The 12,303-nt window shown below is 61.4% G+C and carries 11 protein-coding genes; 4 read left to right on the plus strand and 7 right to left on the minus strand.

All coding sequences use genetic code 11. The features are described 5' to 3' along the window. Window positions 1-3 precede the first annotated feature (3 nt). Both QQL24_RS02175 and pcaF read left to right on the plus strand, forming a co-directional pair. On the plus strand, window positions 4-681 hold the full coding sequence (locus QQL24_RS02175) for a 3-oxoacid CoA-transferase subunit B (RefSeq protein ID WP_284310235.1): 678 nt from the start codon (window positions 4-6) through the stop codon (window positions 679-681). After that, window positions 678-1,880, plus strand: coding sequence for a 3-oxoadipyl-CoA thiolase (pcaF, locus tag QQL24_RS02180; protein WP_284310236.1), 1,203 nt, complete (start codon window positions 678-680; stop codon window positions 1,878-1,880). Before QQL24_RS02175 ends, pcaF begins: the two co-directional genes overlap by 4 nt. 430 nt (window positions 1,881-2,310) lie before the next feature. Here the strand turns inward: pcaF and QQL24_RS02185 are convergent, their stop codons facing one another. From QQL24_RS02185 to QQL24_RS02215, 7 genes are all read right to left on the minus strand, one after another. Then, window positions 2,311-3,090: an ABC transporter ATP-binding protein gene (locus QQL24_RS02185; RefSeq protein WP_284310237.1), complete on the minus strand. Its 780-nt coding sequence runs from the start codon at window positions 3,088-3,090 to the stop codon at window positions 2,311-2,313. A gap of 10 nt (window positions 3,091-3,100) precedes the next feature. After that, window positions 3,101-3,934 (minus strand): ABC transporter permease, encoded by an 834-nt coding sequence (locus QQL24_RS02190; RefSeq protein ID WP_284310238.1) that lies wholly within the window; start codon window positions 3,932-3,934, stop codon window positions 3,101-3,103. A gap of 27 nt (window positions 3,935-3,961) precedes the next feature. Further along, on the minus strand, window positions 3,962-4,969 hold the full coding sequence (locus QQL24_RS02195; RefSeq protein ID WP_431310624.1) for an ABC transporter substrate-binding protein: 1,008 nt from the start codon (window positions 4,967-4,969) through the stop codon (window positions 3,962-3,964). A gap of 226 nt (window positions 4,970-5,195) precedes the next feature. After that, the gene (locus QQL24_RS02200; protein WP_284310239.1) at window positions 5,196-6,341 is read right to left on the minus strand and encodes an alpha-hydroxy acid oxidase; all 1,146 of its coding nucleotides are present in this window, start codon (window positions 6,339-6,341) and stop codon (window positions 5,196-5,198) included. Window positions 6,342-6,351: 10 nt separating this feature from the next. Beyond that, window positions 6,352-7,083, minus strand: a complete 732-nt coding sequence (hutC, locus tag QQL24_RS02205) for a histidine utilization transcriptional repressor HutC (RefSeq protein WP_284310240.1) — start codon at window positions 7,081-7,083, stop codon at window positions 6,352-6,354. A gap of 49 nt (window positions 7,084-7,132) precedes the next feature. After that, window positions 7,133-8,473 (minus strand): histidinol dehydrogenase, encoded by a 1,341-nt coding sequence (gene hisD / locus QQL24_RS02210; protein ID WP_284310241.1) that lies wholly within the window; start codon window positions 8,471-8,473, stop codon window positions 7,133-7,135. Between the two features lie 121 nt (window positions 8,474-8,594). Beyond that, a complete protein-coding gene (locus tag QQL24_RS02215) occupies window positions 8,595-9,368 on the minus strand; it encodes an SDR family NAD(P)-dependent oxidoreductase (protein ID WP_284310242.1) in 774 nt (257 codons plus the stop codon). An 824-nt stretch (window positions 9,369-10,192) separates the two neighbouring features. Between QQL24_RS02215 and QQL24_RS02220 the strand changes: the two genes are divergently transcribed. Together QQL24_RS02220 and QQL24_RS02225 are read left to right on the plus strand one after the other, a co-directional pair. Further along, window positions 10,193-11,011, plus strand: coding sequence for a hypothetical protein (locus QQL24_RS02220; protein ID WP_284310243.1), 819 nt, complete (start codon window positions 10,193-10,195; stop codon window positions 11,009-11,011). A gap of 174 nt (window positions 11,012-11,185) precedes the next feature. Beyond that, a complete protein-coding gene (locus tag QQL24_RS02225; RefSeq protein WP_284310244.1) occupies window positions 11,186-12,265 on the plus strand; it encodes a tetratricopeptide repeat protein in 1,080 nt (359 codons plus the stop codon). Window positions 12,266-12,303 lie beyond the last annotated feature (38 nt).

The raw sequence follows: 12,303 nt of genomic DNA on the forward strand, positions 1-12,303 counted from the left end.
GCCATGGTGACCAAACTCACCCCCGCGCAGATCGCCTGGCGCGCCTCCCAGGACATTGCCGAAGGCGCGTATGTCAATCTCGGCATCGGCTTTCCGGAGATGGTGGCGCGCTTCCAGCCGCCGGGCCGGCAGGCGATCTTTCATACCGAGAACGGGATACTCGGATTTGGCGAGGCGCCGCCGGAAGGCGAGGAAGACTGGGATCTGATCAATGCCGGGAAAAAAGCGGTAACCGTGAAGCCGGGAACCGCCTTTTTTCATCACGCAGACAGTTTCGCCATGGTGCGGGGCGGCCACCTCGATGTCGCGATCCTCGGCGCCTATGAAGTGGCTGAGAACGGCGATCTTGCCAATTGGTCCACTGGTCCGAAGGGCGTGCCGGCCGTCGGGGGGGCGATGGACCTGGTCCATGGTGCCAAGCGTGTGGCCGTGATCACCGACCATGTCACCAAGGACAACAAGCCAAAGCTCGTCAGGCGGTGCTCCCTGCCCTTGACGGGCGTTGGTTGCGTCACCCGCGTCTACACCTCGCTTGCCGTCATCGACATCGAGAACGGACGCTTCGTCCTGCGCGAAAAACTACCTGACATGCGCGTGGACGAACTCCAGGCCCTTACCGGTGCGGAACTCATCGTGCCCGCTACCATCGGCGACCTCCTCACACCCGAGTTGAGCAAATGAGTGACGTCTTCATCTGTGACTATATTCGCACCCCGATCGGCCGTTTCGGCGGTTCACTGTCGTCAGTTCGTGCCGACGACCTCGGCGCGGTCCCGCTGAAGGCGCTTGTCGAGCGCAACAGCGCGATCGACTGGCAGGCTGTGGACGATGTGGTTTTCGGCTGCGCCAACCAGGCCGGAGAGGACAACCGCGACGTGGCACGCATGTCGCTGTTGCTGGCCGGCCTGCCGATCGAGGTCTCGGGAACAACCATCAATCGGCTGTGCGGCTCCGGGATGGACGCCGTCGTCTATGCAGCGCGCGCCATTAGAGCCGGCGAGGCGGAACTGATGATTGCCGGCGGCGTGGAGAGCATGTCCCGCGCGCCCTTCGTCATGCCGAAAGCAGAGAGCGCCTTTTCCCGCAGCAACGAGGTTCATGACACGACGATCGGCTGGCGCTTCATCAATCCGCTGATGAAAGCGCAGTATGGCGTCGATTCCATGCCTGAGACAGGGGAAAATGTCGCTGCTGACTTCAATATCAGCCGACAGGATCAGGATCTCTTTGCCATGCGCTCTCAGAATAGGGCAGCCGCTGCGCAAAAGAGCGGGCGTCTGGCGATGGAGATCACACCGGTCGAGGTTCCCCAGCGCAAAGGCGGTCCGGTCGTGGTGGATCGCGACGAGCACCCGCGCGAGACCACGCTCGAGGCACTGGCCAGGTTGACGACGCCATTCCGCAAGGATGGAAGCGTCACGGCCGGGAATGCCAGCGGTGTCAATGACGGTGCCACCGCCCTGATCCTCGCCAGCGAAGCAGCAGCAAAGCGTCACGGGCTGACGCCCATCACTCGCGTGCTGGGCGCGGCAACCGCGGGTGTGCCACCGCGCATCATGGGCATCGGCCCTGTTCCCGCCTCACGCAAATTGATGCAAAGGCTCGGGCTCAGACAGAGTGATTTCGATGTGATTGAGCTGAACGAAGCCTTCGCGAGCCAGGGGCTCGCCACGCTCCGCCAACTCGCAATTGCCGATGATGACGAGCGCGTGAATCGCAATGGCGGCGCGATCGCCCTCGGCCATCCACTTGGCATGTCGGGGGCGAGGATCACCGGCACGGCTGCACTTGAGCTCGCGCTGGCAGGCGGCAAACGCTCGCTTTCGACCATGTGCGTTGGTGTCGGCCAAGGTATCGCCATCGCTCAGGAAAGGGTCTGACCGGGCCATGACCGGTTTCGGCCTTTTTCCTGGCCGCGCGGTCAGCCGCCAAGAATCCGCGCGACAGCGACATCTAGCGCATAGTGGCTCTAGACCCGATCACTAACGGGGCAGGAGAGGCTGTCATCCCCGGCGAGCATGTCACAAGCTTTTGCTTGTGACTGCGAGGGAAGGGGATCCAGGGGCCGAGGCCTGTGCCCTGTGGGCCCCTGGATCCCCTTCCCCTCGTTCTCTCTCGCTGCGCTCGCGAGCACACTCACAAGCAAAGCTTGTGAGGATACGGCCGGGGATGACAGCCGAAGCAATCGAACCTAAAGCCACCACGCTCTAGAGTGTTTTATTTTAAGATCGAATCACCAAGAATCGAAAAAATGCGTTCGGTACCAAAGAGTTAAGTTTTGTGTCCGGTCCTACCTGAACGCATTTTGCTCTAGGCAACCGTCGCCTTGGCCGCCTCTCGGATGGCCTTATGAACGCGGCGCTGCAAGTCCATGAAGGCGGGCGTTTCCATCACTTCTTCACGGCGCGGGCGTGGAATGCCAACGTCGAAGCTCTGGATAATGCGTCCGGGGCCTATGCCCATCACGACGATGCGGTCCGAGAGGTAAACTGCCTCTTCCACGTCATGCGTGACGAAAAGCACGGTAAGCCGGTGCTCCTCCCAGATCTGCGTCAAAAGCTCCTGCATCTGGTGGCGCGTTAGCGCGTCGAGCGCGCCGAAGGGTTCGTCCATCAGCAGCATCTTGGGCCGGTAGGAGAGCGCGCGTGCGATGGCAACGCGTTGCTTCATGCCTCCGGAAAGCTCGGAGGGATACCGGTCGGCGCTGTGGGAGAGCTTTACCAGCTCGAGATGCTCGCGCGCGATCTCACGGCAGGCCGCGCGGTCGTAGCCGGCCGCCTTCAGTGCGAACTCGATATTCTGCTGCGCCGTCAGCCAGGGCAGCAGCGTGTAGGACTGGAAGACGACACCTCGGTCGAGGCCGGGCTGCAGGATCGGCGCGCCATCGATGGCGAGTTCCCCGGTATCGAAGCGGTGCAGGCCTGCCACGATCGAGAGCAAGGTGCTCTTGCCGCATCCCGACGTGCCGACCAAGGAGACGAATTCGTTGTCGGCGAGATCAAGGTCGATGTCACGCAGCACCTCCGTGCGCCGCGCGCCCGTGCCGAAGCTCTTGTGAAGGCCGCCTATGTGAAGCTTGGGAACACTCATATCAAATGCCTCACATCCCGCTGTCGTTCCGGAACAGAACCTTGCCCAGGCCCTTCATGACCTGGTCGGTGATCAGCCCGAGCACGCCCAGCAGCAGGATGTAGCCGATGATGGTGTTGGTCTGGAAATAGCGCTGAGACACGGTGATGCGATAGCCAAGGCCTGAGGTTGCCGCCACCAACTCGGCCAGAACCAGCCAGGTCCAGGCCCAGCCGAGGCTGATGCGCAGGGTGTCCCAGATTCCGGGCATGGCGCTCGGTACCACGATCCGCGTCAGGATCAGCATATCCGAAAGACCGAGTGTGCGCCCGAGCCCGACGAAGTCCTTCGGCACCCGTTTCACATTATCCATGAACATCAGCACTTGCTGGAAAAAGGTGCCGATGAAGATGATCAGGAACTTCTGCGCGTCGCCCGTGCCAACCCACAGGATCGACAGGGGCACGAAGGCGACCACAGGCATGTAGCGGACGAAATCCACAAGCGGCTCGATCGCCGCCTCCCAATCGGCGAAGCTGCCGATCAGCACGCCGATGGGAATGGCGAGGGCGGAGGCGATCAGGAAACCGACCGAGATGCGGTAGACCGATGCCTTCAGGTCGACCCACAGCGTGCCGTCCCCCGCAAGCTTGACGAGTTGGGCGGCTACGCTATCGGGCGACGGTAGGAAAATCGGCGTCACCCAGCCGAACGCCGTAACGGCCCACCAAACGGCACCGAGGGCCAGGAATACGATGGCCGCAATCGCAAGGAAACGCGGCCTGGTGATGGGCACGCCGATGCGGAAGGACCGGCGCCGGGCCAAGCGACCGGTAGCCGGGCCAGCAGGGCGGGGTGCGGTCATCGTCGCAATCTCAAACCTCGGGCCGGCTCATTCCGCCGCCTTGACGAAGGACGGATCAATCATCTGCTCTGGCGTGACGTCGGCCTGCAGCAACTTGGCGTTTTTGGCGGCAGCCTCGACATCGGCGAAGGTCTTGGTAGTGAAATCGCCTGTCAGCGCCGTCTTGTTCTCGGTCAGGGAATAGTAGCGCACGCCATCGAAGGCCGTGTTGAGATCATCGACGCTGGAGCCCACCGCCTTGGCGATGATGGCCCGGCCGTCCTGCGGATTGGCGTTGTAGGCCTTCAGTGCGGCGTCCCAGCTCTTGATCATCGCCAGCACCTGCCCGGGCTTCGACTTGAGCACCTCGTCGCGCACCACCAGCACGTCGCTGATCAGGCCGGGATCCTCGCCCGCGGTGAAAAGCAGCTTGACATCCTTGTTCTGCGCACGGGCGGCGGTGAGATAGGGCTCATAGGTCACCGCAACGGGGACGCGTCCGGCGATCAGGGCACCGCCCGCATCGGCGGCCGGCATTGGCACGGGCTCTATGTCGGCGACCGTCATGCCGTTCTTGCCGAGCGCATATTTGAGAAGGATGTCGCTGGTCGTGCCCTCCTCGAAGGCGACCTGCTTGCCCTTGAGATCCTTGACGGAGGCAATGTCCTTGCCGGCGATCATGGCGTCGGCAGTCATGCTGACATCGAGCAGCAGCACGATCTTGACCGGCAGGCCGGCGGCGACCATGCCCATCGCGGTATGGGTCGCGATGTTGGCGGCGTCGAGCTGGCCGCTGGCAAGCGCCGCGTTGATGTCCTTGTCTTCGCTGAAGTTCACAATCTGCACGTCCGACAAGCCGTTCGCTTTGAAGAGGCCCTTGGCCTCGGCCACATGCCACTGGCCATAGCCGAGCCAGGGCTCGATGCCGATCTTGAACGAGCCGGCTTCCGGCGTGGTAGGAATGGTCGCATCAGCTGCTTGAGCGGTGGCCGGCGCAGCGATCGCGATGGCAGCTGCCATCATGATCGCGCGGAATTGTCCCGTGAAAATGCGCATTTCTCTCGATCCCCTTGAATGACCAAGCCGCGTCGTGGACGTGCGGCGATTTGACGATGAACACGGCGGTTCGAACGCATTGGGCCGCACTGTCCGGCCCTGAACTGTCATGATTGAGCGCCCTCATCTCATCGTCACCGTTCATGGCTGTCAAGATCGAAATATATACATGACTATACAACCTGTCCGCCAACCGACGCGCCCGGGCCATGTTGCCCTCTCGCCATCACGCGGGCCTCAGGACGGATGTGCCCAGAGATTTCAGCTCATCGACCGAGGCGATCCCCATCAGCGCCAGCGTGATGTCGATCTCGGTCGCAATGGCCTCGATCATGGCGCTTACGCCGCTCGATCCGGCGGCCGCGAGGCCGAAGGCATAGGCGCGGCCGAGCAGCACGCCGTCGGCGCCGAGAGCAAGAGCCTTCACCACGTCGGAGCCCCGTCGAAAGCCGCCGTCGATCAGGATCTCGAGCCCGTCCCCGACCGCTCCGGCGATCTCCGGCAGCACTGAGATCGTCGACGTCGCGCAATCGAGCTGGCGTCCGCCATGGTTGGAAATCACCACCGCATCCGCCCCCTCCTGCTTCGCGCGCAACGCATCGTTGGTCGAGAGGATGCCCTTGACGACCAGGCGCCCGCGCCAGCGCTGGCGCAGCCATGCGACATCGCGCCAGGAGAGGGTCTGGTCGATGGAGCGCGACAGGTTGGACACCTGTTCGAGCACGCCCTTTCCGAATTCGGGCCTATGGGCAACAGCGCCGACCTGCGGGGCGCCGGCCCGCATGATGTCGGCGAACCAGCTTGGCCTCATCAGCATCTGCAGCAGCAAGGCCGGGCTGACCTTCGTCAGCGAGCGGAAGCCATTGCGCAAATCCTTTTCCCGCACAGAGGTGATGGCGGTATCTACGGTGAGAAAAAGCGTATGGACGCCTGCCTTCTCGGCTTCCAGCAGAAGTTCCTCGCACAAGCTCCGGTCCTTGAGGATGTAGAGCTGGAAATGGAGGGAGCCCGTGGTCTCGCGGCGCAACTCCGCGAGCGAGGCGATGGAGAAGCTCGACAGGCAGAGCGGCAGGCCCGCTGCGTGGGCGGCGCGCGCCGCCTCCCGTTCACCCTTGCCGGCATAGAGGCCGAGGAAGCCGACCGGACCGAGCATGAAGGGCAGAGGGTGGCGCTCGCCGAGGAAGCTGGTGGAGAGGTCGCGCTTTTCGGGGTTCACCAGCACTTTCTGCACCAGCTGCCATCGCCCAAAATCGGCACGATTGGCGCGCAGCGTCGCTTCGTCGAACGAACCACCGTCGATATAGTCGAAAAAGATGCGCGGCAGTCGGCGCCTGGCCATCTCGCGGGCATCGTCGGCATTGATCAGCTTCATCGTCCGGCGCTCACGCGATCTTGGAAGTGAGGTAACGGCTGCCCAGCGAGTAGCGGCTTCCGGCATAAGTGAGCCTGCTGAGAGTGGCGACGACCGCCCCCGTCCAGGTGCGACGATGCAGCAGGAGACAGCAGCTGCCCTCGGCGATGTCCAGATGCGCCGCCATGATCCGGTCGGCTGGTACCGCCGAGATGATGTGCTCCACCTCGGTCGCCGGCGTCTTCTGCATCAGGTAGTCATAGGTCGCCATGCGGGCGAAATCCTGTTTGTCATAGTCAGGCACCAGGGCGGGATTGACGAAGCGCTCCTCGATCTGCACCGGCACGTCGTTTTCGAAATGCACCACGATCGAGTGAGACAGCGGCGCCTGCCGGGGGACCTCAAAGGAGGAAGCCAGATCCATGCTGGCGGCCACCTTCTCCAGCACCAGCACTTCGGCGCGGTGACGATTGCCGCGCGCCAAAATCTCCGCCGCGATGTTGTTGATCTCGATGAGTGCCGATTGCGGACGAGGCGGCGCCACGAAGGTGCCGACGCCCTGCACGCGGATCAGCAAGCCGGCCGAGGTGAGTTCGCGCAAGGCGCGGTGGACCGTCATTCGCGACACTCCGAGGGACGCGACGAGCTCATTCTCGGAGGGCAATCTGCTATCCGTGCCCCACTGGCCGGTGCCGATATTGGTAAGGATATAGTCCTTCACCTTTTCGTAGAGCGGGCTGGCCGTGTCCGGTAGAGAAGTCATCCGAAGATCCTTTCAGGAATGCCGCTGGAACGTCCTGGGATCGAGCGCCTCACGCCGGAGTGTCTCGGCCCCGCCCGAGATAGGGTTCGCGCAATTCGGACACCGCATTCTCATGCGAGCTGAAGCCTTCGTAGCGGGCAAGCCGCCGGGCGTGTTTGGCGAGCTCGGGATAGGCGGGCGAGGTGACGTAGCCGACCGAGGACCGCTTGACGAAGTCATGCACAGAGAGTGGGCCGTAGGAGCGCGCCCACCGGCTGGTGGGCAGCACCGCGTTCGGACCAAGCACGAAATTCGCGATAGTCACAGGAGTATGCGGTCCCATTAGGATCTCGGCCGCTTCGGTAATGTGCGCCAGATGCGCGAAGGGCTCGAGGGAGAGGATCTCGAGATGCTCGGGCGCATAGTCGTTGATGAAGCGATAGCTTTCCTCGAGCGATGGCGTGAGGATGATGCCGCCGCGCTTACCCGTCAGCACAGCCCGGGAGAATTCCACGCGCTGCTCGGTCATCTGCGACCAGTAGCCCGGAATGGCGTTGCGAGCGGCTTCGGCGACCTTGCGACTATGAGTGACGATATAGGCAGATGAATCGGGGCCGTGCTCGGCCTCGATCAGAACGTCGAGCGCGGCCAAGGCTCCATCCACGCTTTCGTCGGCGAAGATGATGGCCTCCGAGGGCCCGGCGGGCAGTCCGGTGTTGATCACGGACGAGAGGAGGCTCTTGGCCGCGACCACGAAGGGGCTGCCGGGGCCGACGATCTTGAGGGCCGGCCTCACCGTTTCGGTGCCGTAGGCGACGGCGGCGACAGCCTGCGCGCCGCCACATTTATAAACGGTCTCAACACCGGCAAGCTTCGCCGCCACCAACGTGGCCGCATCCACCGAGCCATCCGGCGCCGGGGGCGTCACGATGGCGATGCGGGGCACGCCGGCGATCACGGCGGGAACCGACGTCATCATGGTAACCGAGGGAAAGGCGCCCTTGCCGCGCGGGACATAGAGAGCGACCGAGGCGATCGGCGTGTAGCGATCGCCGGCGTAAACGCCCGGCCGCATCTCCTTCATCCACATCGTCTCCGGGCGCTGCTCCTCATGGAATTTGCGGATATTCGAAATGCCGAACTCGATGCTTTCGATCACGCCCTTCTCGACGGAAGCGAATGCCCTCTCGAACTCCGCCGGCGTGACCGCGATGCCGTCCTTCGAGACGGTGGCTTTGTCGAACTCGCGGGCGAACCGCACCAATGCGGCATCACCCTCCTCCTTCACGGCCTGGATGATCGGGCGCACCTTGTCGATGAAAACCGAAAGGTCGGTTTCCGCCCGCCGCAGGAGGTCGGCGCGCTGGCCGGCATCGAGGCGCGAGAGATCGTGGAAGCTGATGTCGGACATCGAAGTTCTCAATGTTGGCAAAGGAGAGATCGCGCGTCTGGGAAGTATATACAAGCACATACAAGCAGCCGCCAAGCCGATTCTTCCCGCGTTGTGGGTGCGCTGCTCTCGATGTCACAGCCTAGATCGAGGCGAGGTAACCGCCATCCACCGGTATCGCCTGCCCGGTGATGTAGGCAGACGCCTGCGAGCACAGGAAGATCGCCACGCCATGGAGATCGTCCAGATTGCCGAAGCGGCGCTGCGGGATCTTGCCGAGCATGGCCTGTTGCCAGGCCTCGTCCTCATAAAAGCTCTCGGTCATGGCCGTGCGAAAATATCCCGGCACGATGGCGTTGACGCGGATGTTGGAGGCCGCCCATTCGGTGGCCAGCGCCCGCGTCATGCCGAGCAGGCCAGACTTTGAAGAGCCGTAGGGCACGGCCGTGGGAATGCCCACAAGCGATGTCAGCGAGCACAGGTTGATGATGGCGCCCGCATGCCCGGCGCCCTTCATCGCGCGCGCGGCCGCCTGCGCGCAGAAGAAGGCACCCTTGAGGTTGGTGTCGAGGATCTTGTCCCACAGCGCCTCGTCCACATCGAGCGAGGCGCGGACCTCCTCGACGCCCGCATTGTTGACCAGAATGTCCAGGCCGCCCAGGCGTTCGACCGCCGCGTCGACTCCCTGCATGCAGCTCTCGACCGACGTCACATCCATCGCCACCGCATGGGCGATGCCGCCCCTGGCCTGGATCGCGAAGACCGTTTCCTCCAGAGAGCCGGCGTTCCGGGCCGTCACGGCGACTTCCGCCCCGGCCGCGCTCAGGGCCTCCGCAAGGCTGCGCCCAATACCCCGACTCGCGCCGGTGACGAGGGCCTTCCTGCCGGATAGGTCGAAGAGAGAAGCGTTGCACATGCGATACCCATGAGGTGTGGGATCTGCTCGGTGTCCCGCATCTCGCCATAGTTCCGCACCCGCTTGCGGTAAAATTGAAAGAACATCGATTTCGTTTTGCCAGATGGGCACACGGCGAGGATTGAAGCAGATCCATATTTAGATTTGTGACCTCTCTTCGGTCCAACGCAGTCTGAAAATCTGCATTGGCCAGCGTTCGGAACACATCCGCAGCTGACGCCAGATTGTGGCGCCGTCAACCGGAGAATCTCCGTAACTAAGCAGTGGCATACCCAAGTCTATGTGCATGATGTTTGTTATAAGTTAAAGCTCTCGAGACATCCCCAAACAACCTCTGACCCCGGGGTTTCGCGATCGACGGCAGAGTTGGGCGCCACGTCGAACGTCGGCTTGGCTGCCAACTACTGCAACTGGCACATCTCACACCCTACGCCGTGGCATTCCGTGGTCCTCTTCCACGTACGAAGACATACTGAAAGGTGGATTAACACAATAGACTTAGACGACCCTAGTCAATTCAATATAAAAATCTACAAATTTCCTCTGAGGAAACATCAATTAAGTCTCATTTCACGCTGGCGTCTCGCCGTGTGAGCATCCTGGCGCGGCGCCGTGTCTATGGCCGTCGGTGTTTACTCCAGAATGGTTCATGCCGACAGCCAAATTTTACCAGAGTACGCGATGGCCATTGCTCTACCCCGCTGTGCCCCTCTAAAGACGTAGTTTCAATAAATTAAGGCTTGCCCTATATACTATAATGAGGTAGTATATATCTTGTGATATAAAGTATTATTTGCTAAAATGCTACAGTCATGAGGCATAAAATGTCAGCATATGACGATGATTCTTATTTTCAACCCAGCAACACTAGAAATCCAGAGGCGGTAAAATACTGCCCGGGACGTGATCCGTTCATCACCTTCGCTGGGAGGCAATGGTGGATCAATTATCACTGGACCCAGAGGTCGGGAACCTGGGCTGGCGAACCGTTCAACTCGATCTTCGACCCGGGTATCATTCAGCTCACAGATAAAGGGATCCGGCTGCAAATATTGCCCAGTAACAAACCGAATGAATGCCGTACTTCTGAATTGGTTCTGATGGATAAGCTGGGTTACGGCAAATACCTCATAACGGTAGAAGCTGATGGCGGATCATTCTCCGATCTCGACCCCAATGCAATTTTTGGCGCCTTCCTCTATCAGTATTCGGAGGCACCTCCTTCCAATGGCGCCAATATTCATCGTGAGATAGATTTTCTGGAGGTGCTCCGAAGTGGAGAAGGGAACGCACAGTTCACTTTGCAACCCTACGATCATAATCCTCACCCCGTGAATTTCTTTAAGATTCCTCCTAAGACCGAGGTCATCACTATATATAATCACTGGCACATTGACGAAGGCCTCAATCGAGCGTCATATTTTGTTTGCTATTCTGGCAGGTGGTCACTAGGTAATCTACCGCCCCCAGAAGCAGCAATCGCTTCGTGGATGCCCAGCAACCACGACGGGATTAAGGACCTGATCCCCGACCATACCAGCACAAGTTGCGAGCGCCTGCATCTCAATCTCTGGCTGATGCACGGGGCAGCTCCGTCCGGCCCGCAATCGGTGACCGTGACTGGATTTGAGTTCCAGCCTTAAAAGCATTCCCAAGCTTGAAATTGCCTTCATCGGCGTGGACCGCAAGCTGTCCTGGGACACGATCCATGTACTAAGCGCGAAGATCCAAATATGGTTTGGAGAACCGAACGGGCAGGAGGGAGTGGCTCGATGCGGTCGTGCCGAATGATTATCGCTGGATTGTTCGGATTGTTGATGGCGGGGAGCGCCTTCGCCGGTCAATCGACCGAGTGCGACCGTTTGGCGGGCTCGTACACCGATCCGGATGGGGTCGGTGCGGGAATTGGCCTGTACGGGATCGAACCGGACGAGGCCATCGCGGCTTGCGAAGCGGCGCTGGCCGCTGATCCGAACAATCCGCGCCTGCTTTTCAACCTCGGTCGGGCGCATGAAGCACGCGGGGGCGTGGGGTCGCGGTCGGTCGATGAAATGGCACGGGCCGGCCGAAGCTATAAGAGTGCCGCGGACCTGAACTATGCCGCGGCGCAGGTCGCACTGGCCACTTTCTATTGGCGCGGCGAGGATAGTTTCCAGGAAGATCCCCGGCAGGCCATGCTCCTTTTAGACAAGGCGACGGTGTCGGACGCCACAGAGGCCAGGTCGCAGCGCCGGAACCTATTCGGAGATACGACCCTTGCCACAGACCCCAACGAGGCGCAGATCCGATTTGTCAAGGAGGCCGCCGACAAGGGCGATGCAGACGCACTCTATGCGCTCGGTCTACCGTTGAGCTTGGACGAAGGCAGGCAAGCAGATGTCATACTGCTCTGGCACCAGGCGGCGGCACTCGGCAGCGCCCAGGCGGCGTTTGATCTGGCAAGAATGTATTTCAGGGGCACAGGCGGATTGTCGAAAAACCCGGAAGAGTCGCTGCGTCTGATCCTGAAGGCCGTGGCCGGCAACGATCCCCAGACCTGGGACTTTGCGGCGAAGGCCTATGAGCGGGGTAGCTACGGCCTGCCGAAGGATGACAAGCAGGCTGCCCGGCTCTTCAAGCAGGCGAGCGACAAGGGCAACAAATACGCGCAGTACGATCTCGGCAGGTTCTACGAAGAGGGCAAGGGCGGATTGCCTCAGGATCCGCGTGAGGCGGCACTCCTCTACAAGCTGGCGGCCGATCAAGGCAATGCCGACGCCGTTCTCGCTGTCGCCCGCGACATGGCCGAGGGTCGAGAAGGCTACGAAATGGACAGGGCCAAGGCGATCGCCTTCTTGAAGCGTGCCGCACGCTGGAGCACGGAGGCGAAGGGCGAACTGATGAAGATGGGTGGCTGACACGACATTCGGCCACGGCGCTTGGGAGCGCAAAGAAT

The sequence above is a fragment of the Labrys miyagiensis genome, from assembly GCF_030160835.1.
Lineage (GTDB): Bacteria > Pseudomonadota > Alphaproteobacteria > Rhizobiales > Labraceae > Labrys > Labrys miyagiensis.

Coding starts and splice junctions, on each gene's coding strand:
- QQL24_RS02220 (WP_284310243.1), top strand. CDS start 10,193: ATGTCAGCATATGACGATGATTCTTATTTTCAACCCAGCAACACTAGA.
- pcaF (WP_284310236.1), top strand. CDS start 678: ATGAGTGACGTCTTCATCTGTGACTATATTCGCACCCCGATCGGCCGT.
- QQL24_RS02215 (WP_284310242.1), bottom strand. CDS start 9,368: ATGTGCAACGCTTCTCTCTTCGACCTATCCGGCAGGAAGGCCCTCGTC.
- QQL24_RS02195 (WP_431310624.1), bottom strand. CDS start 4,969: ATGCGCATTTTCACGGGACAATTCCGCGCGATCATGATGGCAGCTGCC.
- QQL24_RS02200 (WP_284310239.1), bottom strand. CDS start 6,341: ATGAAGCTGATCAATGCCGACGATGCCCGCGAGATGGCCAGGCGCCGA.
- QQL24_RS02185 (WP_284310237.1), bottom strand. CDS start 3,090: ATGAGTGTTCCCAAGCTTCACATAGGCGGCCTTCACAAGAGCTTCGGC.
- QQL24_RS02225 (WP_284310244.1), top strand. CDS start 11,186: ATGGCGGGGAGCGCCTTCGCCGGTCAATCGACCGAGTGCGACCGTTTG.
- QQL24_RS02190 (WP_284310238.1), bottom strand. CDS start 3,934: ATGACCGCACCCCGCCCTGCTGGCCCGGCTACCGGTCGCTTGGCCCGG.
- QQL24_RS02175 (WP_284310235.1), top strand. CDS start 4: ATGGTGACCAAACTCACCCCCGCGCAGATCGCCTGGCGCGCCTCCCAG.
- hutC (WP_284310240.1), bottom strand. CDS start 7,083: ATGACTTCTCTACCGGACACGGCCAGCCCGCTCTACGAAAAGGTGAAG.
- hisD (WP_284310241.1), bottom strand. CDS start 8,473: ATGTCCGACATCAGCTTCCACGATCTCTCGCGCCTCGATGCCGGCCAG.